Source organism: Agarilytica rhodophyticola, from assembly GCF_002157225.2.
GTDB classification, from domain to species: Bacteria; Pseudomonadota; Gammaproteobacteria; order Pseudomonadales; family Cellvibrionaceae; genus Agarilytica; species Agarilytica rhodophyticola.
In genome coordinates this window covers 1157491-1180145 of sequence record NZ_CP020038.1, presented here as the reverse complement: position 1 = coordinate 1180145, position 22655 = coordinate 1157491, and the positions used below count along the sequence as shown (strand labels likewise).

Here is a 22655-nt window from a genome sequence, read left to right as displayed (position 1 = left end):
TGCCAAGCGCAATTAACGGTTGATTATTGTTATGTTTAGTCAATCACAAAGCACTTAGTCAGGGGCTAATGCCAAGTTCTTAGCTCTTTACGCCTGCTTTTTAAGGCGGCTTGCATCTGTCGGCAAGACCGCTACAATCTCGCCTTTTGAAGACAGATCTAACTCACGCCAAAAACACTCACCCTACACAACATAGACGACGCGAGATGAATATAAGAAACCTTATAGCCGAACATATTAAAAGTGCCATGAAAGCTGCCGGGGTTCCCAGCAAATTCCAAGCTCACGTCGCGCCTAGTAAGAACCCTAAGTTCGGAGACTACCAAGCTAACGGCGCTATGGCAGCAGCCAAAGGGCTCAAAATGAATCCCCGAGACCTCGCGCAAAAGATTGTTGATCATCTGACATTGGATGATATAGCAAGCAAAATTGAAATTGCAGGGCCGGGCTTTATTAATATCCATTTAGACCATTCATGGTTAGCACATCATATTGCTAATATCTCTAACGACGACAGGCTAAACATCGCGAAAAAAACTGCGCCACAAACCGTAGTTGTCGACTATTCAGCGCCTAATCTCGCTAAAGAAATGCATGTGGGCCACTTGCGCTCGACCATTATTGGCGACGCTATCGTGCGAGTTTTAGAATTCTTAGGTGACCAAGTGATTCGCCAAAACCATGTGGGCGACTGGGGAACTCAGTTCGGTATGTTAATCGCAGAACTTGAATTGCACATGAGTGAAGGGGAACAGGCAGAACTTGCCTTGAAAGATCTTGAGAGCTTCTACAAGCAGGCAAAAAGCCATTTTGACAGCGATGAAGCCTTTGCCAATACTGCGCGAGAATACGTAGTTAAGTTGCAGTCAGGAGATGCCAAGATATTGAAGCTATGGCAACAATTTAGAAGTATTTCCTTGTCTCACAACCAAGAAATTTATCAAACATTAAATGTTACACTCAATAACGATCATGTCTGTGGGGAAAGCTTCTATAACGATGACCTACCGGTTCTGGTTGAAGAGCTAAAAGAGCAAAAGCTTGCGCAGGAGGATCAAGGTGCCCAAGTTGTCAAACTAGCAGAATTGGCAAATAAAGAGGGCGAGCCCAGTGTAGTTATCATCCAGAAAAATGATGGTGGCTATCTTTATTCAACCACAGACCTGGCAGCAATTCGATATCGAGTTAATCACCTAAAAGCCCAGCGTATACTTTATTTTATTGATGACCGTCAGTCTCTGCATTTAAAACAAGTCTACACCCTAGCGCGAAAAGCCCAATTTGTTCCCAAGGAAACGTCACTTGAGCATCATGCTTTTGGCAAGATGCTAGGTAAGGATAAAACACCATTTAAAACCCGTGCTGGAGGTACTGTCAAACTGGCTGATCTATTACAAGAAGCGGTGGAAAGGGCGTCAAATGTTATTCAAGGCAGAGAAAATTTTAGCGAGCAGGAAATGCAGACCATCGCTAATAATGTCGGTATCGGTGCGGTCAAATACGCGGATCTCTCAAAAACACGTACGACAGATTACGTCTTTGACTGGGAGTCGATGCTGAGCTTTGAGGGGAATACCGGTCCCTATATGCAATACGCTTATGCACGTGTTTGCAGTGTTTTCGACAAAGCTGAAATAGACATGGACAAACACATCAGCACCATCACTATTGACGCACCCCAGGAAAAAGACTTAGCGATTAAAATAATGCGTCTACCAGAAATTATTGAGCAGGTAGCAGATGACGCCTACCCCCACACCTTGTGTTCTCATCTTTACGAACTTGCCAGCGCTTTTATGACCTTCTATGAAGCTTGTCCTATATTAAAGTCCGATGTCAGTGCTGAACAAAAAGCCAGCCGTTTACAGTTAAGTAAAGCATGTGCAAAATCGTTAAAACTTGGCCTTAACTTACTCGGCATTAATGTTATGAGGAAAATGTAGCAGAGTGTGTACTCTATCTTGATAAGCCCTTTTAACAAGGGCTTTCGATAGGCAGGTAAACGTCGGTAATCATGTCACTTTCTAACACATCTGGAAAAAAACTTACTCTTTCAAAAAAAATAGGGAAGTCTCTAAGTTCGTAATTTGATTGGCGTATCCATGTTGAATAAAGATAACGAACAGCTGCACCTATAGCATCATCACTACCTACATGGCGAATTTTCGCACATAAGCCTGCCGGGATAGTTTTATTGATGACACCGTAATTATTTTCCTCCACTGGATTTTCGATGGCACAACAGACATCAAAACGATAGTTCTCAGCATCTGTTAATGCCGGATCATCATAGATCAAATTAAATGTTTTACTTTTATGTGGTGGCAAACTATTTTCTCTGCGCCACTGAATGAAACTTGATAAGACCTTATTAAGTAATATCGGCGAGCCTCGGTGCTCCATCACCGCAACAAGTGTTTTAGGAAAGTCCGTAATTTCAACATCAAAAAAGACTTTTTTGTCCATAATTTGGGTTCTCAGCTTGATAATAGGTTCATATTTCGAGCGCCAAGGCCCCCAATTGGGTGCGCCTCTAAATTCAGAAGGGCTTTGGGAAAAGTATTTTTTAAACGCTCTGGAAAAGGCTTCATGGCTGTCGTAACCACTTGCAAGTGCAATATCGATAACCTTCATGTCAGAACGATAAGTCAACTGGTAGGACGCTCTTTTGAGTTTAAGTAACTTTACAAACGCCATAACAGACATACCAAAAAATATAGAACACTGCCTATGGAAATGATATTTCGACAAACCAACTAGATCGCACAATGTGTTGGTATTGATAGGTTCATCAAGGTTAGCTTCGATATATTGAACAACTTGGATAAAACGATCCTGATACCTATTCATATATATACGCCACACCTCTAAGTTTTCGTATTAGCAGGCTCCAATATAAACCTAATTAATTCACACATCTTGATCAAGATTGCTATTAAAGACGACATACCGAAATTAACAGTAAGCAATCAATAAAATTTATCGATTTGCGGCTTTTTCGGCAAATTTATCTACACTTTCATAGTAAGGTTACACCTTGCAATGAACCTTTTGCGCCATTTGACACTAAGAAATACGGTTAAACAATTAAGATGCTGCTTTTATGAATTCTTTACGTGATGTATCTCTATCTAGAATAGGCAAGAAAAAGTCTTATATTACCGAAAAAATAAGTGGGACAAAGCGCGTTACATGGGCACGCGACTCCCTACCACTTATGCTTCGTAATAAAACCTGTGGTGCGCTATTTGTTGATGACTATCGGTTATCCAGCATGAACATAGAAGAAAGTAGGAAGAGGAAATTAGAAAAAGCACAAAGTATGAGCCTAAACTAGGGCCTTTTTGTACTTATACTCGATGACACAGACTTATGGGTATTTCTATATAATTATGTAGAAATACCCATAAGCATAGTTTCGTTTGTTCTATGAGCCGACGATGTATTGTCGTAGGTTTTGAATAGTATTCGCTTTTCTTAGTGTCTTCTCTTAATCTTATATGCAAGTAAGTGTTAGGGCTTGCCCTGCAAGCCCTAACTAATATCGCGAATTGAAGAAATTTTATTATTCGAGAATATAAACTCAGAAGTACCAGTTAGGTTTAACTCATCTCCAGCCTTTAAACCATTAGGTAAGTTTTCGGCAACTTTAGCGTAGAATGATATTTTTACTAATGTTATTGATGAAGTCTCTTCAATGGCCAGTATCGACTGTTTCCTTTCTGAAAACAAAGTTTTTCCCTGTTCGGCCAGGGCTCTAAATTCATCTTTGCCGCTCGCGGACGCGTTTACTTGATTATTTTGAATATTTTCGAACTCAATATCATCGGCCAAGGTATTCAGCATACCTTCGATATCAAATTTATTATAAGCATTCAAATACACTTGAATAATTTCTCTTTTGTCACTCAGTTTCATACATCCTCCTTTTTTTTATTTTGCCAGCAGACTTACAATCCCTTAATCCAAGCGACTGCATTATCAAAGGTTTCAGGTATATTATTGTGACCTAGCCCTGAAAATAATTTATAGTCGTATTTCCGACCGGAATTTATGTGTTGCTGCAACCTTTTGATAGATAAATCAACTGGCACGCTGCCATCGCTTCCACCAAAGATCCAAAGTCCCGGAATAGTGATTTTTTGTAAACTTTCACTTGGATCTGAATCCTTACCTAAAAAGTCAGGCCAAATATATTTTACTTTTCTTGCGCTTAATGCTTCTTCATAACTAGGTACTTGTTCGCTGTCTAGGTCAGCAGTGTATTTACTAAAAATATCTTCCTCACTCACTTTACAAACTGGCCCACTCCACAGGACCATAAAACTAACCATAGAACTTTTTTCTGCAGCTAATGGGACTATCCAACCCGCTTGGCTAATACCGGTTAAGCCTAAAGGTAAATTTTTTGTTTTAGGGTGGTCATGCAGCACCTTTAATGCTGCCAATGAATCATCTGCCAGTAAGGTAATATTCATCTCACTGACACTCTGATTTCCTTCATAAGTACCACCTGAACGCCCCGCTCCGCGTTTATCATATACCAGGGCAACAATCCCTTGAGAGGCAAAACGTTTAGCAATGTACATATTCCTACTTTGCTTACCAGAACCGTGAACAAACACAACAGCAGAATGCCATTTCTCGCTATTGGGAAATACGATAGATCCAGCTAATTTAGTATTATGGCTAGAGAATTCAACCTCCTCGATAGCATAATCTTTTGCCAAAACGAAATTGCAATTTAGTAGAAAAAATAACGCAAGTATTATCTTTTTGATCATCGGCTAGCACCTGTTAACACTAGTGGTATATCAACTCTCAGAATAAATTAAAGTGCCAGTTACTTTTATTGGACACCTCTAATATCTTTAATAAAACAGACTTTACTGTTATCGCTAGTACCGTTGTCGATATACCCCGAAATATGATAACCGCGGGAGATTAACATATGTAACATTGCAGGAAATCGATTCATCGAACGAACAGAAATAGTATTGTAGTTATGATCAATAACCCAAGATTCCTGCTGCTGTAACATAGCATCCGCTATACCTTTCTTCCTATATTTGGGAACCACTGCGCCAAGCCAGCTATAAAATTGATAACTTGATAAGGCATAACCAATTTTATAAGCAACAGGTAATTGATTGTCATAAGCAATGATAATGGCACAGATCTTATCAGTAAGTCGAGACTCAAGTTTTTGAATATTATGTTCACTGCCAAACTCGGGAATTTGTGAGCCAATTTTCAATATTATATTTAGTATTTCTTTATCAACACCGTGCTCGGGGTAAAATTCATAAATTTGATAATGCATATATTTCCTAACTTGCCTCAGGGCTCGTTAACAAGTAGTTGTGTATGAAAGATATTTTCTGCTACCGCTTACACACTTTACTGCAGTCTTATTGAGTTTTCATACCTGAATCTAGATATACATCCAAAAAACAAATTAATAGTCTTAAAGACATACATTTTACCAATAGTAGTATGACTGGCAGCAATCATGGCAAAAAGTATGAGTACAAGCCTAAACTTAAGAGCAAAAACCGAGGTTTTTGTCGATATTATCGTTGTGGCGCAATTTGCAACATAACCAAGAGGATTTCTTGCGCCGCTCATTTGTTCGACACCATGCATTTAAATTAATCCCTTAGACGTTTAGAATCGTCACACAGAAGTAGATTGTTGTAACCAAGAAGGCAATTATCTTAACTAATGTCATTAATAGGTTAAGAACTAAAACCTTTGTGACCTTAGCTTACAGATTTCTCAGCAACGGCTGTGAAGCAAGTGGAACATTCATCTTGGGATATTCGTAGTATCCAGTAGACCGCTAATTTAGCTGGTATTACGAGCTGTTATTCCTGCAAATAACATGGCAAATAAATACATAGAGCTAATTAAATATAAATTGGCATAATAAAAGTGGTTGTTTTATCGTCTGTTGCCTTTGTTTCGTTTGCTCATAGCAGTGCTATGAGCAGCATTAAGCGCTTAGGTAGGCAGCAAAACTTCTCTCTTTTTCTTTATGGCAATCTATGGTTAGCCAGCTCTAGAACAACGTACAGGAAGACTAAGCACTATGACAATTGACATCAAGCACCTTGTTGATGAGGTGTTAAGTAAAGAAGGTGGGTTTGTTAACCATCCAGCAGACAAGGGAGGTGCTACTAATTTTGGTATTACCCAGCATACTCTTTCGAAGTACTTAGAACAAAATGTTACCGTCGAAGATGTAAAAGCTCTTGATGTAGAAACAGCTCGACATATTTATGAGTTGCGCTATTACCGTTCACCTAAGATAGATCGCTTACCCGAGGATATTCAGCATTTTGTATTCGACTCTGCTGTTAATCACGGGCCAAGGCGAGCAATTAAATTTGTCCAAAATGTTTGTAATGACGCAGGCTTTGGGCCAATCGTCGCAGACGGTTTAATGGGACCGAAGACCCGAGCACAAGCGAATGCCTGTTATCAAGAACTAGATGAGTGGATGATGGTAGCTCTAGTCGAAGAACGACAAATGTTTTACGCCAATATCGTCGCAAATAATCCCAGCCAGTCCGTGTTTTTAGTGGGATGGTTAAATCGAGCACGATCTTTTTTACCCCAAGCAGCATAAGGAGCGAACATGGCTGACTTTAACCCTATCTCCGGCGTCATTAACGCGGCCTCCAAAGGTATTGAAAGCGTTGCCGGTGTATTTACCACCAATAAAGAAAAAGATGCACAGCGTTCCGCAGACGAACAAATGGCCCTATTGCAATCATATCAAGCCGAGTTTCATCAACGCAGTAACCGTAGCTGGGTTGATATCTTTGCCGATGGTTTCAACCGTTTAATTCGCCCGTTTATTGTAACCCTAGTACTTTCAATCTTTATTATTGCCTACATCTCACCAGAGCATTTAGTTTTAATTACCACAGGGTTAAATTCTATTCCGGAGGGTTATTGGACATTGCTGAGTGTGATTATTGCATTCTACTTTGGTGGCAGAATGCAATTAAAGAGTCAAGAATTTAAATTCAATACCTCTCAAGCTGAAGCAGTAAAAACACTTATCCAGGCAAAAAAAGAATTTCGCAAATTAGAAATGGACACTGATGAGCCAGATCGTTTGGCTGGAGAAGCCGTAGGAAAAATGCCCGAAGTGGATCAAGATAGAGCGGTACAGAGTAATCCAGTTGTAGAACTTGCGTTAAAAACATCATCCTCAGAGAAGAAAGATGAACTGACAAAAAAAATAAAAGAAATGCAAGATGAAAGTGTTGAGTCAGTACAGAAACGACGCAAATTAAAATCTCGCCCCCGCCGTGCAGGACGGAGATAAGATCAAGTCCCAGAAATTCCTACAACAGCCCTTTCTACCTCAGTTATTATTACCTCCATGTAGTAATAACTGAGCGAATGAAAAAAGCTCGTTCAAATCTGCTTAAATAATCTAGAGTGCTTTTATTAGATCCTAAAACAGGATAAAACTTTTAACCAGTAAAGCTAATAACGTATTATCAGCCAGTTTTATTTAAAAACACCTCGAAGAATAACGAAATAAAGAAATTTCAGATGACTAAACTAGGTGTTTTTTCAATACAGGCGTAGGTACCAGGTACGCCCTCAGGGAAACCATTAACTTCAATGTTTGTCACACCTGAATTAACAATATACCAATCACCTTGAAAGTTCTCCTTAATGTCATCTTCAGTAACACCACGAGGTGCACCTGGTACAGTTAACTCCACACCAAAATTTAACATATATAGCCTACCGCCAGGCTTCAAAATATTATTCAGCACTGAAATATATTTACCTCGCGCTTTATCATCAAGCATATGAAAAAAGCAACAATCTAAAATAGAACCAAACTCAGAGTTTAATTCCTCCAATTTAAAAGCGTCATGAACTTTAAAAGATAAGTTCGGTGTCGAACCAAAAAATTTCTTTCTTGCAGATTCTATAGCTTTGGGTGAAAAGTCAATGCCCAATACTTCACAACCTAAATCAGCTACAAGCTTTGACAAACTCCCTTTACCACAGCCGATATCTAGAACTGGTGCCTCTGGCAAGTTCTCCGATAATGTATCAACAAAATATTGCTGTGGTTTGCCAACATCCCATACGGGCTGGCCTTCATATTCTTCCTCAAAACGCTCGATGGACATTCCAGGCTGATGATTCATTTACTTTCCTCTTTCAAAATATTGGGTTAACACTAGGCTAATCGTGTTCAACAACTCGATGCTTGCAAAATGAGAACATAAAAATTAATCAAGCTCGACAAAAGCGAATGCATTTTAGACCGAACCATGATTTGATTGGCTAGATAAATATAGCCCAATTTATTAATAGGGAAAAGCTTTACAATTTTTGTTTTTTATTTTTAAAAAAATGATGTGCCAATAAAAATAATCTAGTGAAAGCACACTGCACTTATAAAAAATCATTATTATTTATACTGTCATCTAAAAAATCAAAAACATAACATTAAAGCGCCAATAAAAAGCCGCAAACACAAACAATATAAAACAAAAAGAAAAATTCAAAAAAAAAAATTATTTTACATTCTACACACCAAGCATTAAAACAAACTTAAAAATAAAAAAAACTTAATACAGATTTCAACTACAACAAGGTTATTTATGATATTCACCATACTCACAAAAACAACACTCAATAATTTTGCAAAGATTGAAAAAACAACTATATTAATTTCAATGCTAGAAAAAATTTCTACAACAGCCCATTACATAGAGAAACTGCACGCTTAAGATGGTTTTTTTATAAAACCCAGCGTTTGCATAAAGTAATGGTAATCGATAAAGATTTCGCAAAGTTCATGATTTGCGAACAATGAGAACATATTTATTTTTTAATCACTACCAAAATAAAACACACCCAGACAACAAATTAAATTAATTTTTTTTAATAAAAAATAAACAAAATATAGATAATCTGAGAGTTTTTATTTCTACCATTAACCTGGAGGATTAGTAACAAAAAAGAATAGCGAATAAAAAACAATATGCTATGTTCTCTAATAATTCTAATACTCTTACAACCGTAGTTAACCATGAAGAGCTGAGTATGCTTTCTATATCAGCTATTAATTTTAACTAACTTGGCAGAAGGCAGTAGTGTATTGAAATCATTAGATACCATAAAGAACGCAAAATGCCACACACGGCTATAAAACAGCGCAAAAAAGACATTCTCCATAGTCAATAATTTTGCTTACATTTTATTAAAAGCGAAGAATATTAAATACACATTAAGAGAGGGGCTGGTTATTCACTACTATATAAATAATATAAAAGTGATCGATAATTAGTGTTTCATTGCTACTTTTATATTCTTCGAGATTATTTGTTATTACATCCCCTCCGCCAATATTAAAACATTGCTCAGTCCTTAGTCATAAATCGCAGGAGTCATATTAGCCTACAGCGGTAAAGATAGCTGTTTTTATATAAAGGTTAAGGGGATATAAGAGGGGAAAATTACAACAAGCCACACTCAACTGGGGAGCAACAATCCTCATTCATGTTTTGGCTCATTAAAATTCTCTTTTAAATGGAGGTAGAGAATTTAGTAATGCTTTGCCATAACGTTTTGTTAGCAGACGTTTATCTAATATAGTAACGGTGCCTGAATCAGTTTCAGTGCGTAGCAAACGACCGCATGCTTGAATTAATCTCATGGACGCATCGGGCACGCTAATCTCCATAAAGGCATTACCGCCACGGGCTTCAATCCATTCAGATAGTGCGGCTTCCAAGGGGTCATCAGGAACAGAGAAAGGTAATTTAGCAATCACAACGTGAATACAATAATTACCAGGCAAATCCACGCCTTCAGCAAAACTCGCTAGCCCAAAAATGACACTGCCTTGCTGGGCATCGATGCGGGATTTATGCTCACGTACCAGTGCCTGTTTACTTTCTACTCCTTGCATTAAAATCAGCTGTCGAAGTTCAGCGGGCAACTGATCATAAACATCTGACATCTGCCGACGAGAAGAAAACAATACTAGGCTACCCTTGTGAGGGTCGATAATATCTGGCAGTAGGGAAATAATACTATCAGTATGGGCAACAGTATCATTAGCTTCAACTGCATCTTGCGGGATTCGAATAACACCGTTGCGCTCAAAATCAAAAGGACTGGGCACAACAGCATAATGACTATCGTTGTATGTGCCTGCACGATATTTAAACCGTTCAAAAGAATTTAATGCAGTCAATGTTGCTGAAGTTACCACCGCACCACTACAACGAGACCACAAATCTTTTGCTAACGCTTTAGAGGCAAGAATAGGGCTGGCGACAATTTCATAGTCCACAATATCGTTGTATTCCAACAAGGTCACCCAGCGGGCCAGAGGCCAAGTCTCATTCATTTTTGTATCGCAGTATAAGCGCCACAATTCAAGATTACCTTCTGCTCGCCCTAGCCAAGCACCGACAATGGAATATACATTCTCTAAATCCACTTTAGGCACAATGGCATAATCTTCCTCGATAAGAACATTGAGCTCGTCATAAAGTTTTCCCAATGAGTCGCATAATTGTGCAAACTGATCACGTAGTTGCTGTGCCACTATTTCCATTATTTTAGGCGCAACCCCCTTTTCAAAGCGGATACGTGGCGTTTGCTGGCTGCGATCAACACTTAGCGTCAGTTCTTGCAACTGGTGCAAGTTACTTTCAAGAACTGTACGCACTGCCTTTAATTGTCCTTCAAGAGGCTGAGCTAACTCACTAAAATAAGTAGCCTTTGATAAGGGCTCGACCATATTGGGCCACTGCCCTTCACTTTGACCGAGCCAGCGAATAGTGCTCTTATAGCGGGTATGGCTAGCAAAATGATTGAGCGCTTTATCGGGCAGGTGATGACCTTCATCGAAGATGTATATAGTTTCCTCTGGTGGCGGCAAAATAGCGCCCCCCCCGAGAGCAAGATCAGCTAATACCATATCATGATTGGCAACAATGCAATCGGCATCATTGAGTGCATCTCTGGCCTTAAAAAAAGAGCAGTTACGCACATGGGAACATTTTCGTCCTGTACACTGCCGGTGATCTGTCGTCACCCGCTGCCACGCTTCCGGTGCTAATTCAGATTCCCAACTATCGCGGTCACCATCCCATTTGCCATCACTGAGGCGCAGCATCATATCATTGTAGAGACTCGCATCCTGCTCATTGATGATTGCGTCTTCATCTTCGTAGACTGGAATCAATTGTGAGCCATCATCCGAGGAAAGTATCTTATCGAGCTTGGCGAGACATAAATATCGACCGCGGCCCTTCGCTAAACAAAAATCGAAGTCGTAGCCGCTGTGTCGCACAACTTCAGGTAAATCTTTAAGTACCACTTGCTCTTGCAAAGCAATGGTAGCGGTAGCTAAAACAACACGTTTATCCAGCGCCTTGGCAATAGGTAAGGTCGCCAGTAAATACGCCACCGTCTTACCTGTTCCTGTGCCGGCTTCAATCACACAAATAGGGGCGCTAACATCGTCATCATCGTTGTCACCAGGTCTTATATTCCCGAGCGTTCTGGCAATTTCGGCGATCATTAATTTTTGGCCATAGCGCGGCTTTAACGACTTTGCCGATAGAAACTGGCTATAGGCTTTTTGTATTTCTTCTTTGACTTTTTTACTTAGCATTAATTACAACACTGCCAGTTTTTCATACACAGGATTGGCATAGATTTTTAGTAATGTATCACGGTGCTTAGCGTCACAGGTTTGCACGTGTGCTTTAAATTTTTGCCTTTCTTCATCCACATTAAGCTCATGGAACATATCGCCATTTTCTCCCACGGCAATACGGGGTGAAGTTTTTTCTAAGGTTTCATAGGCAAAGCAATTGGTTAGTTGTAACACGTAGTTCTTGCGGATTTGTTTATTCAGTTCCTCGGTGACGCCTTCAATATCGGAAAAATTAGCCAGCGGCCGACCGAAAGATAAATGTACGCGTCCTTTATATCCCACGATGCCCTGAGCAATACTCTCTACATCTTCGTGCTCACCTTTGGTATATTCACCCTCGGTCATTTTTTCATACAACTCACGAGCTTTGGCTTTATCACAAGGATCATATTCATAGGAGATGCTCACCGGTACAATCTGTAAACTCTCGATATAGTCCTCAAATTTTTCCTGCTTATTTTTATTGATGGTCAGCATACTGATAATTGCAGGGTTAGTGCTATCTATACCATCTTTGGCTCGCCCTTCCCGCTGTGCTATCCATACGTTCTCATTATCGTTAACCACTGAATGCTGGATGTATTTTGACAACAGTTTGGCTGCCTTTAGCTTTTCTCTAGGCGCCGTAGCAGATCGATTGACAATAAAGCTCTTATTAAGACGCATTAAATCGGAGGCAAACGGCTTGGTTAACAGGTTGTCGCCAATGGCAATGCGCAAGGTAGTAAAACCATTTTGATAGAGCGTCCAGTTAACAAAAGCGGGGTCCATGGCAATATCGCGGTGGTTACTGATAAACAGGTGCGCCCGACTCCTATCTAGATTAGATAGTCCTGAAATCGATAGCTTATCCACTGTCCTATCGAGCACATTTTTTAAGTAATCTTCTATCAGTGCCTGGAAGTCTTCCACGGCGTTGACATTGGCCACCTCCTTTGATAAACGACTTCGAACCATAGCCCGGAACGCAGGCGCAATAAACCTCCCAATTTTGGGTAGCTTTAGCTTGGCGATTGTATCTAAAAACTCGTTATCTCCTAGAAGACGATCCACAACACGTTTAACTTCACTATCATCATAGGGTCTTATTGCATCAAATTCGGACATCAGTGCCTGCTATCTACATTATCAAATGGGTGATTAAATAACCAATTTTAGCTTTATCAAGTGTTTTTGCCGGCGATTATACCTGTACAAAACAGAATTGACTAAAGCCTCCCCCTATTAATTGCTTTGCGCCTCGACCCTAGCCTCAGAAGGTTTAGTGTAAAGAAGGTTGCAGCTCGCAAAACTGGTAGCCTTTGCAAGCAATCTGATGCAGCAATCAAGTTTGTTTAAATAGTGAGTTTAGCGAGGCAATTATTCATTTAGTGGATTAGATCTCTAGCCAAAGCGAAGTCAGCGCGATATGTTAGACTTAAGAGAATGAATATGAGTTGCCGGCATCATTAATAACACATGAAAATACTTCTTGTAGAGGACAGCGCTACTATCCGTTATGCCATGTGTGCATACATTGAGAATGCTGGACATGAAACAATCGTCGCAGAAAGTGGTGAGCAAGCACTACAAATTATTGATACTACGCCTGTCGATATGGTAATCATGGACGTTGAAATGCCAGGCTTGGACGGGTTTGAAACCACCAAGTTGATTCGCGAATGGCTGGGCGATCACTGGATACCTATTATCTTTGTCACCGGTAAAAGTGAAGCATCGAGTTTAGAAGAAGGTATATCTGCAGGTGGTGACGACTACCTTATCAAGCCAGTTAACCAAGTTATTTTAAATGCCAAAATTTCCGCCATGGAACGCATTACGGAAATGCGTAACCAATTGGCAAAGCTCAACGAAGAATTAACGATTCTCAGCCAGCGCGACGATCTCACCCAATTATATAATCGCCGTACCTTTGAGCAAAAAGCAGCGGATCTCTGGGACTATGCCACTCGCCATAAAACTCCCTTCACAATTATACTGCTCGATATTGACCACTTTAAACTTTATAACGATTGCTATGGTCACCCAGCTGGAGATAAGTGTATCCAAGAGGTCGCCAGAGCACTGTTAAGCAGTTTAAATCGATCCGCCGATTTGGCAGCTCGCTATGGTGGTGAAGAGTTTATTGCAGTGCTACCCGATACTCATGAAGAAGGCGCGAAGCACGTATGTGAAACGATCCGCAGCGCTGTCGAGGCACTTGAGATACGCCATAGAGACTCATCTGTCAGTAAGTGTGTCACTGTAAGTATAGGTGCCACCGTTGTCAATTACACCACGGGTACAGATCTTATATTTCAAATAGATCAAGCGGATCGTGCACTCTACTGCGCCAAACGCGCAGGCAGAAACCAGGCGATCATTCGAGAGTTTAATCCTTACAGCAAAGTTCTAGTTGTAGATGAAAATGAAGAAAGCTTGGAAAGTTCGTGCCAGATACTGCGCGGGCACTGCTCTGTTATCCCCTTATCCCATAGCGAGGACTGCGCAAACTTTGCTGAAGAATACTATCCAGATCTGATCCTTTTAGATATCAAACCTGATTCTAACCATCAGCAAATTTGCCAAAAGCTAAAAAACAACGATAAAACACGAAGTATACCAGTGATACTAATGTGCGAATCGGGCATAGAAGAGTTAAAACGTTTTGGACAGCAAGTTCACGCCAATGGCTGTATTACCAAGCCTTTCGAAGCCAACCAACTGATTGCTAAGGTAAACCAGTTTTTAAACCTAAATTAAATGGCTAGAAACAAAAATAGCAACGCCATCCATCACTCTCTTTGACGATACCAATTGACCGGCCGCGAGCTAAGCTCGACTTGATCCACCACATCCAAGATAAGTGCAAATAGCGCCATACGCACTAGCAAACCATTATCTGTTTGTCGGAAAATTGCCAAGTTGGGGTTTTGGTTAAGATCGCTATCAAGTTCATTTGCTTCGGCACGAGAGTCTCTCGGCAAGGGATGCATAATGACAGTATTGGGTTCACAATATTGGGTATAGATAGCTTGATTAAGCCGAAAGCGCCCGCGATATAAATCAGCTTCATCGCTCGATTCAAAACGCTCTTCCTGTATGCGTGTTGAGTAGACAATATCCACATGCCCAATGCTGTTGGTTAAATCTGACGAAACAAGAACCTGGTGCCCAGCCTGACGCAGGTGCTCCACATGTTCTTCAGGCATTTGCAAGGCATCGGGGGAAACTAAAATAACTTGCAAGTCTTTAAATAAACTCAACAGGCGAATTAATGAGTGCACCGTGCGACCATATTTTAAGTCACCGATCATCGCAATTCGCAAACCATCTAAAGAACGCCCTTTATCGCGAACCTCTTTACGAATTGTATATAAATCCAACAGCGCTTGGCTGGGATGTTCATTGGCACCATCACCCCCATTGATCACTGGGACACGACTAGCGCCAGCGAACTCAGCCACAGAACCTGACTCAGGATGACGCATGCAAATAATATCGCTATAGCCGGATAAAACCCGCGCAGTGTCATAAAGGGATTCCCCCTTGGTGATTGCTGAGCTTTTAAACCCTGTGGTTTCGCGCACCTCGCCACCGAGCAGGTTAAAAGCACAACCAAAGCTGACTCGAGTTCGGGTGGACGGTTCAAAAAACATATTGCCAAGAATAGCGCCTTCTAACACCCTGGTGACTTTGCGCCGCAAAGCATAGGGTTCCATAATATCGGCAACCGAAAAAATTTGTTCAATATCTGCGCGTTCAAATTGATCGACAGAAAGGATATGTGCACCAGCAAATTTCAAAGTCAGTTACCCCTATGTGAACAAGCCCTATAAAATTTGGCGCATATTCTACGCTTATGCAAGTCGTCTAGAAAGAAAAATATCCTTTAAGTTTAGGCCATGTGAGCCATAGCATATTGCTCTAATGCATATAAAATATTTTGCTTTTCATCATCATCCTTATAGTACTGCTTCAGCTCAGCAACATGCGTTGAAAATTGTTCATGACTAAGCATATTGTCTGCGCCAAAGGCTCGCCGTTGTGCTACGAACTCGCGCCATTCTTCTTGTTCGTGAGGTGCTAGAGAATTGGGGAAATTTCGCGCTTTGTAGCGCAGAATCATGTCATTTAAGCGAGGATCTTCAAAGATGACATTGGTCGTAGCAAACTCCTGCTCCGTCATGGCTCTAAGCTCAGCCATTAGACGCTTGTCGTTGTTGGGAATAAAACCATCATAAAGCTGGCATTCAGGATCACTAGAAGGAGCAAAAGTATCTAGTTGATACATTTGCTTAAGTTTGTTGCCAACATCCATTTTTTTAAGTGTCTGCCAATGTTTTTCACATTGCGCTTTATCAATACCATGTTTATCTGCTGTTTTTTGATCGAGCAGTTTAGTTGTCCCTAAAATAGGACATTTATTTAAATGAACGAGTTTAATAGGTAAGCGCTGTTCTCCCTCTGGCAAATCTTCTTGTGCAACAAAGACTCGCTCATGAATCTCTTCCGGGCTCAAATAGCCAAGTGGCTTAGGATCAACAGCAAGGTCGAAAACTATTACCGCATTTTTATTCACTGGATGCATTGCGAGTGGGGCAATAAGTCCAGCGCACCCTCTTGTAGACGGGAATTTAGAGGAGATGTGTAATAAGGGTTTACAATTGGCAATATCAATAAAGCCGGCGGCAGCATGTTTGTTTTTATTTTTCAAAACGTAGTCGTAAAGTGCTGGCTTTTTTTCTTTAATCAATTTAGCAAGATTGATCGTTGCTTCAACATCAGAGTAGGCGTCGTGGGCTGATTCGTGACTGATGCCATTAGCGATACATAAGTTTTCAAGTTTGAAGCTGGGTTTATCATCCACTATCGGCCACTCGATACCTTCTGGCCTTAGTGCATAAACCAAACGCACCATATCGATAATATCCCAGCGTGAATTACCAAAATTCCACTCACGTTCGTAAGGATCATAAAAATTGCGATACAGAGTGTAACGAGTCACTTCATCATCAAAACGCAAGGTGTTATAGCCGACCCCACAGGTTTTAGGCTGCGCTAACTGTTGATGGATCTTGGCAATAAACTCCCGCTCGCTCAAGCCTTCGGCCAAAGCTTTTTGAGGCGTTATGCCTGTGATCAGGCACGCTTCTGGGTGGGGCCAGATATCTTCGGGAGGACGGCAATAAACTACCAAAGGATCGTCGATAATATTTAAATCTTCATCAGTGCGAACGCCAGCGAACTGGCTAGGCCGGTCAATGGCAGGATTAGCGCCCCAGGTTTCATAATCGTGCCAATAAAAAGTATTCATTCTTTTATTAATTTTCTCTCAAGCTTGACCCCATCATACTAACGGGATATTTGAAAAGAATACATGTCTATATAGCTGAAGCATTATAAATTGACGTAGCTAATTGACTTGTTAAGCATTTTTAGAACCTCGCGCTCGATAATACATAGCACCTTTAATAATCGAATACATTACCGCTAAAAACGTAACAATCTTGATATTGCCAATAAAATCATACTTAGAATATTTGGGGGCATCATACCAAGCAGAATCACTATAGAAAATATATGGAAAAACAATTTCCATAACGCCGTCAACTGGAATCTCAAGGCCACCCCAAAAGCACTGACACAATATTATCGAAGCGTACCATAGCCAAACGAGAGCAAAAGATTTATGTATAACTTTGATCATAATAATGCTTAATGCCGCCATAATTTGGCGCCTGAAGCGCAGCGTAAGGCGGTCAAATTGATGACTTTGTTATCTCTACTCACTCTCAGTTACTGTAATTTCTAGTGAAGTAAAGACTGATGCTCCAGATAATATATTCTTCGTTGCTTCTAGGTAATTACCTTCTTCAAGCTCAAGAGCACCAATAAGTACACTAGCAAATTTGTAGTCTTGAGCTTTGGCACGACGAAACCATGATAAAGCTCTATCCTTATCACTTTTCTCTAAAGCAAGCATACCTATGAAGCATTGCGCATATGGTTGGTCAGCCTCAGCTGCCTGCAATATAAGCTTCTTGCCCTTTTCGACATCCTGTTCTGATACTATGCCGAAGTAATAATCCATTCCAACCCTCAAGTCAGCTTCGGGAACTCCCTTGCCATAAGCTTGATGATACAGTTTAAAAGCGATTTCTTTATTCTTATCTGTGCCACGACCATGTAAATATGCTTGACCCAGCATGTAAAGGACTAATGGCTCTTTTGAAACAGCGGCTTTTTTATACCAATAGAAACTCTTCTTGTAATCAATGTCGGCCCCCAAACCATGAAGGTACATCCACCCGAGATTGTTCTGGGCTCGTATATTTCCATTCTCGGCAGACTTCATAAAATGATCGAGAGCTGTATCGTAGTTCTCGTTCTCATAAGCCTCATAACCTGCAATGAAATCACTGTCGTCGGCAGCGCAAACACTTGTGAAAATTGAGCTTAGGATAAAAATAAGAACTTTAATGTACATTAACCACCTCTAGCAGATAACGCCAAGTTCTGCTGAAAACATAAGCGGAGGCGAAGCCGGAGCTTATGGTTTTCAGCAGGAGCGCATTGTTAGGCATTTTTTTGCTTAGCTCCATGTATTTCGCTTTCACCAGCCAACATCAGCGCTTTATTGTATAAAGAAGGACCCATTTTAAAGTTGGTTAATCTCAACTTATTTAGATAAGGCTTGATTGTTGGAATTATTTTTTTCTCTTTTGCTTTAAGCAATATACCAATCATGCCTGTAATGGGAATACCTAAGCTCTCAGCCTCCAAACGACCTTTACGTTCGTCGATAATTAATAGGTCAGCTTTCTTTTGCAGAGCCATTCCTATTGCTTGCCTCTCACCTGGATCTAGCTTACGACCAAATCTAGCAGATATTTTTTCGAATTCTGGTACAATTTCGACTTTGATCCATGACAATGTTTTTACTTCTTGTGATCCGGGGTTTGCATCGCCTGGATCAGTTAGTTCCTTATAAACAGCCATTGGTATATAGATTTGCTTAAACAAGGATTTTAATAAAGTAATCGCACCTATCTTGGAAAGGTACGTAATTGCAGTTGTGTCACTTATAACTATTTTTCCTGGCTTATCCATGCTTAAAAGTCCTTAAGATTGTTTAAATCGGCATCTAGGTCACCTTCGTCATAGTTAATAAATTGACCATATTTCCCAAGGAGGCCATGAAATTCTATTTCGGATTTACCCGTAATTTTTCCACCTTGGACGCCATTAATTTTCTCCATCTTATAAAGTGAAACTGCTAGTACTTCTAATATTTCCTCCTCGCTTAGATCGAGGAGTTTCGAAACCTCATCGTTTATTTCTAATTTCATTATAACCTCCTTTTTTCTCGATTTTACCTCGACTTATGATTAATGCCTAACGCCGCGCTCTGCGGCAATTTTGGAACGCAGTGAAAAAATTGTCCGACAGCAGCGCCTTGTTATAAATCTCATGCTTCATTTGTAATCTTTCCGAAGAATGCTATTTGGAAGGTAAATACGGCCATCTTCCTTTTCATTTAGAGCTTTGTCACGAACAGCAAATACGAACGAAAAAATTGCAGAACGAGTTAACTGAAAAAGACGTTCAAGGTGATTGAGGAAATCGCCCTCATTAATAAACACGATATTTTTTATAAACTCATATGATTTATAAATATCACTAGGACTGTCCGTTTTGTGAACAACAACAAATTCATGCTCCAAATCATTCCTCAACTGTTTAAAGAACGACCATTCACCGCCTTTTCTATCATTCAAATCTGTTGCAATACTATACAAGGCCAAGAGCCCTGGGCTTTTATGGCTATTGAATTTTTCTCTCCGGCTGTCTCGGTCGAGTTGCCAAAAGCTCTGAAAATAGACCGTTCCGTTAGGAGGATACAGGTCGAATAATTCACAAATAGCGATGGCTATTTTATCCAATATGCCAAAACATGACCTAAAAGCCGTTCTAAGTTTCTCAACATCAATACCCAACAGCTCGTCATTAAACAGCTCGGAAAAACATGAATCATGAAGCAATTCATAATCTTGCTCTTCAGTTAGATATTCGAAATACAAATGTCGTGCAAATGAAAACTCTGATTTTAGCCTGTTGAGTACCATTTCCATTGGAACAACAAAGTCGCCGACTACTCCGCCTGAAGTTGGTATGGTTAAGTTATCTCTGGAACTCCCCGCACAAGAACAGTACAACCCATGCTCTGACAAACTTAAATTATTGTCTAAACAAAATTTTCTGTAATCACTTAGCTCATTATACTCAGATTCAGTTTTGTCCAAATCATGAGCATCCATCTCGATTTCAGCGTCTTTACAGACCTCTACTATCTTATTCTGATGATAAGCAACTTGTTGCCTGTAATATTCTAACCACGAAGGAGGAATTTCTTTCGACGATAACACATTCTCATATCCGTTTTTAATCTGCTCTAACATCTGAATGGAGTATGTATTAGAAACCTGATTCAACATCATGAGAGTTTCAGATCTGTTGATCCAAGATTGTGGAATATCTAGATTAAGTGAGTTAACTCTTTCATAGCAGTCTAGGGCTTCAGATATACGGAACTGCTGCTTTAAGGAATTACCTAAATTGACAACATAGGTTGGCTGAGCCTTCACACTATCAATGTCGCCACAAGACTTTATGGCTTTCCAAAGGTCTTTTTTTACTTCAACAAGCTGTTCAATAGTTGAGAAGGTATGATTGAATGGATTTTTCTCAGCTATCAAATTTGATTTTGCGTTACTCAGGTTGTAAAAGTAAGCATCCTTTCCAATCTGCCCGACTATTTCATCTTTGTATTGACTAAGAATATCCATGCCTTTTTGAGACGATTCAACGCATGGCTTCATATGTCCGACATCAACAAATAGACTCGCAATATTAGATGCGATTCTGAAAAACACAGCGTTTCTTTCGCTGCCTTCATTGATGAAGGCATATAGCGTGTCGATACCATTCAAAGCTTCATCAAAATGTCCTATACCTACCATTTCAGACAGTCTGACAAGTTCGAATTCTATGCTCTCGATGTCCATGAGATCTCCGATCGAGATTTATAACAGTGTATTGGTCGGAATTCCCGTTTATCCCACTTATCCACAACGGTTTTCCGAGTAATTTTGAGTATAAAACGTTATCGGATTCAATAGTTTACAGCAATAGGCCCGAGCGCCAATCACGGGTAAAAGTAAGCCATTGTGTTTAACGAGACCCCAAGCAGGTCTCTTATGCACCAAACTAAACGAAAACCCCCTATATAAATCAATAAGATAACTGATTGAGTGCGGGATGATCACGAATACAAAGTTCGGTTCTCACGAGACTTCAGGGTTGGCAAACGTTCCAAAATTCGTTATAGCTGTATATATACATATCAAAGGATTGACATCATACCGCCATCGCCCTTTCTGGAACAGATTCGTGCAGTGTTGCGGACGCGCCATTACAGTCTGCGCACAGAGAAGACGTACCTTTATTGAATACGCCACTTCATCTTATTCAATGATAAACGGCACCCGACAGAGATGGGTAATCGTGACATCGAACGATTTCTGAGTTATCTCGCAACGCATCGACGTGTGAGTGCTGCAACTCAAAACCAAGCCTTATGTGCGATTATCTTTATGTATCGTCACGTCCTTCAGAAGGCAATTGAGGGACTTGAATATGGTTTCGCTAAACGCTCGAAGAACTTGCTGACAGTACTCTCACCAACGGAAGTCTCAGACATTCGGAAGATATAAATAAAGCAAACTTCGGCTCGTTGTTTGTTTTTGGCATATTCAGCGGCTTGCTTGATTTGGCTAAATCACATTGTATTTTTCCACGATTCGGCGTTGTAAATTTCGCACTTGAGTACTTCGACTAACTGCATTTGCTTGTCTCATAGCAAATGTTCAATGGTACCATTTGCCTCTTCATAACCAGTTGCGGGAATTAGGCATTCAGCATAGTAAAATTCTTATTCGTCATTATCTCAAGAACAACTTTCAAGTTGTCGTGATTTAGTTGAGACTCTCCATAAAGCTTTGTTATCCATTTATCCTCCTGACTGATTTTCGAAATATGATGTGATGCGAAATACCCTATTTGAATATTTCCTTTACCCTTCAAAGCAAGTTTGAATAATTTTTGCAAATTGAGTTTCTTTGCCTATTCCATCCAAAATCTAGTAACTTTTTTTTTGAGAAAGCAGCTCGCGTTTAATCAATGTAAACGCGAGATTTTATAGATATCCAGGGTGGGGAAAAGAAAAACATGCCGTTTAGATTTAGGCCCAGCATATATTTTGGGTAAAGTTAGGTTTTAGGTAAGGTAACGCCGGTTTGCCCTTGGTACTTACCACGTCTATCTTTATAAGAGGTTTCACACACCTCATCACTTTCAAAAAATAGCATCTGAGCAACACCCTCATTGGCATAGATCTTCGCAGGTAGCGGTGTTGTATTTGAAAACTCCAAGGTCACATGACCTTCCCACTCTGGCTCCAAGGGTGTCACATTGACAATAATGCCACAGCGAGCATATGTCGACTTACCTAAACAGACAGTTAAAACACTGCGAGGTATACGGAAATACTCCACTGTTCGCGCAAGAGCAAATGAGTTGGGGGGAATGATGCAAACATCACTTTTTATATCGACAAAGCTATCGTCATCAAAGTTTTTAGGATCTACAACAGCAGAGTGAACATTAGTAAAAATTTTAAACTCATCTGCACAACGGACATCGTAGCCATAGCTTGAAGTACCATAGGAAATTAGACGATTACCTGCATCGTCGTAACGCACTTGACCCGCATCAAAAGGTTCGATCATACCCTCTTGCTCCGCCAACCGACGGATCCAATTGTCAGACTTTATACTCATATCTTCTATATTCTCAATTACCATCAACTGCTGCCAATGTTAACACTGCGCAG

Annotated in this window: 21 protein-coding genes; 6 read left to right on the top strand and 15 right to left on the bottom strand. The window is 40.3% G+C overall.

The window, feature by feature from the left end; genetic code table 11:
* Nucleotides 1-206: 206 nt before the first annotated feature.
* Nucleotides 207-1943, top strand: coding sequence for an arginine--tRNA ligase (gene argS, locus BVC89_RS05000; RefSeq protein WP_086930138.1), 1737 nt, complete (start codon nt 207-209; stop codon nt 1941-1943).
* A gap of 31 nt (nt 1944-1974) precedes the next feature.
* On the opposite strand, the gene BVC89_RS04995 is transcribed toward argS, so the two are convergent.
* The gene (locus BVC89_RS04995; protein WP_086930137.1) at nt 1975-2850 is read right to left on the bottom strand and encodes an AraC family transcriptional regulator; all 876 of its coding nucleotides are present in this window, start codon (nt 2848-2850) and stop codon (nt 1975-1977) included.
* A gap of 253 nt (nt 2851-3103) precedes the next feature.
* On the opposite strand from BVC89_RS04995, the gene BVC89_RS04990 reads away from it, so the two are divergent.
* The gene (locus BVC89_RS04990; RefSeq protein ID WP_086930136.1) at nt 3104-3337 is read left to right on the top strand and encodes a hypothetical protein; all 234 of its coding nucleotides are present in this window, start codon (nt 3104-3106) and stop codon (nt 3335-3337) included.
* 197 nt (nt 3338-3534) lie between these two features.
* Here the strand turns inward: BVC89_RS04990 and BVC89_RS04985 are convergent, their stop codons facing one another.
* The 3 genes from BVC89_RS04985 to BVC89_RS04975 all read right to left on the bottom strand — a co-directional run bounded on the left by BVC89_RS04985 (nt 3535) and on the right by BVC89_RS04975 (nt 5323).
* Nucleotides 3535-3918: a nuclear transport factor 2 family protein gene (locus tag BVC89_RS04985; RefSeq protein ID WP_086930135.1), complete on the bottom strand. Its 384-nt coding sequence runs from the start codon at nt 3916-3918 to the stop codon at nt 3535-3537.
* A gap of 32 nt (nt 3919-3950) precedes the next feature.
* Complete coding sequence (locus BVC89_RS04980) at nt 3951-4784, bottom strand: alpha/beta hydrolase family protein (protein ID WP_086930134.1); 834 nt, start codon at nt 4782-4784, stop codon at nt 3951-3953.
* Nucleotides 4785-4849: 65 nt separating this feature from the next.
* Entirely contained in the window at nt 4850-5323 is a 474-nt protein-coding gene (locus BVC89_RS04975; RefSeq protein ID WP_216825090.1) for a GNAT family N-acetyltransferase, read from the bottom strand.
* A 768-nt stretch (nt 5324-6091) separates the two neighbouring features.
* On the opposite strand from BVC89_RS04975, the gene BVC89_RS04965 reads away from it, so the two are divergent.
* Together BVC89_RS04965 and BVC89_RS04960 are read left to right on the top strand one after the other, a co-directional pair.
* Nucleotides 6092-6631 (top strand): glycoside hydrolase family 108 protein, encoded by a 540-nt coding sequence (locus BVC89_RS04965; protein WP_086930132.1) that lies wholly within the window; start codon nt 6092-6094, stop codon nt 6629-6631.
* Between the two features lie 9 nt (nt 6632-6640).
* A complete protein-coding gene (locus BVC89_RS04960; RefSeq protein ID WP_086930131.1) occupies nt 6641-7339 on the top strand; it encodes a 3TM-type holin in 699 nt (232 codons plus the stop codon).
* Between the two features lie 229 nt (nt 7340-7568).
* Here the strand turns inward: BVC89_RS04960 and BVC89_RS04955 are convergent, their stop codons facing one another.
* The 3 genes from BVC89_RS04955 to BVC89_RS04945 all read right to left on the bottom strand — a co-directional run bounded on the left by BVC89_RS04955 (nt 7569) and on the right by BVC89_RS04945 (nt 12829).
* Nucleotides 7569-8186: a class I SAM-dependent methyltransferase gene (locus BVC89_RS04955; protein ID WP_086930130.1), complete on the bottom strand. Its 618-nt coding sequence runs from the start codon at nt 8184-8186 to the stop codon at nt 7569-7571.
* A gap of 1373 nt (nt 8187-9559) precedes the next feature.
* The gene (gene dinG, locus BVC89_RS04950) at nt 9560-11677 is read right to left on the bottom strand and encodes an ATP-dependent DNA helicase DinG (protein WP_086930129.1); all 2118 of its coding nucleotides are present in this window, start codon (nt 11675-11677) and stop codon (nt 9560-9562) included.
* Nucleotides 11678-11680: 3 nt separating this feature from the next.
* On the bottom strand, nt 11681-12829 hold the full coding sequence (locus BVC89_RS04945) for a 1-acyl-sn-glycerol-3-phosphate acyltransferase (protein ID WP_086930128.1): 1149 nt from the start codon (nt 12827-12829) through the stop codon (nt 11681-11683).
* A 351-nt stretch (nt 12830-13180) separates the two neighbouring features.
* Between BVC89_RS04945 and BVC89_RS04940 the strand changes: the two genes are divergently transcribed.
* Complete coding sequence (locus tag BVC89_RS04940; protein ID WP_086930127.1) at nt 13181-14464, top strand: diguanylate cyclase; 1284 nt, start codon at nt 13181-13183, stop codon at nt 14462-14464.
* Between the two features lie 32 nt (nt 14465-14496).
* Here the strand turns inward: BVC89_RS04940 and BVC89_RS04935 are convergent, their stop codons facing one another.
* From BVC89_RS04935 to BVC89_RS04905, 7 genes are all read right to left on the bottom strand, one after another.
* Nucleotides 14497-15507, bottom strand: a complete 1011-nt coding sequence (locus tag BVC89_RS04935; protein ID WP_086930126.1) for an aspartate carbamoyltransferase — start codon at nt 15505-15507, stop codon at nt 14497-14499.
* Nucleotides 15508-15599: 92 nt separating this feature from the next.
* A complete protein-coding gene (sbcB, locus tag BVC89_RS04930) occupies nt 15600-17018 on the bottom strand; it encodes an exodeoxyribonuclease I (protein WP_086930125.1) in 1419 nt (472 codons plus the stop codon).
* A 111-nt stretch (nt 17019-17129) separates the two neighbouring features.
* Nucleotides 17130-17432, bottom strand: a complete 303-nt coding sequence (locus tag BVC89_RS04925; RefSeq protein WP_086930124.1) for a hypothetical protein — start codon at nt 17430-17432, stop codon at nt 17130-17132.
* A 54-nt stretch (nt 17433-17486) separates the two neighbouring features.
* On the bottom strand, nt 17487-18191 hold the full coding sequence (locus BVC89_RS04920) for a tetratricopeptide repeat protein (RefSeq protein ID WP_086930123.1): 705 nt from the start codon (nt 18189-18191) through the stop codon (nt 17487-17489).
* 89 nt (nt 18192-18280) lie between these two features.
* Complete coding sequence (locus tag BVC89_RS04915; protein WP_086930122.1) at nt 18281-18814, bottom strand: PIN domain-containing protein; 534 nt, start codon at nt 18812-18814, stop codon at nt 18281-18283.
* 2 nt (nt 18815-18816) lie between these two features.
* Nucleotides 18817-19053 carry a UPF0175 family protein gene (locus tag BVC89_RS04910; RefSeq protein ID WP_086930121.1) on the bottom strand — a complete coding sequence of 79 codons (237 nt, stop codon included), beginning with the start codon at nt 19051-19053 and terminating at the stop codon, nt 18817-18819.
* A 126-nt stretch (nt 19054-19179) separates the two neighbouring features.
* Nucleotides 19180-20769, bottom strand: coding sequence for an LA2681 family HEPN domain-containing protein (locus BVC89_RS04905; protein WP_086930120.1), 1590 nt, complete (start codon nt 20767-20769; stop codon nt 19180-19182).
* A gap of 444 nt (nt 20770-21213) precedes the next feature.
* Here BVC89_RS04905 and BVC89_RS30690 point away from each other — a divergent pair, with 444 nt between their 5' ends.
* On the top strand, nt 21214-21477 hold the full coding sequence (locus BVC89_RS30690) for a site-specific integrase (protein ID WP_425428387.1): 264 nt from the start codon (nt 21214-21216) through the stop codon (nt 21475-21477).
* Between the two features lie 555 nt (nt 21478-22032).
* Here the strand turns inward: BVC89_RS30690 and dcd are convergent.
* Nucleotides 22033-22602, bottom strand: coding sequence for a dCTP deaminase (gene dcd / locus BVC89_RS04890; RefSeq protein ID WP_086934514.1), 570 nt, complete (start codon nt 22600-22602; stop codon nt 22033-22035).
* Nucleotides 22603-22655 lie beyond the last annotated feature (53 nt).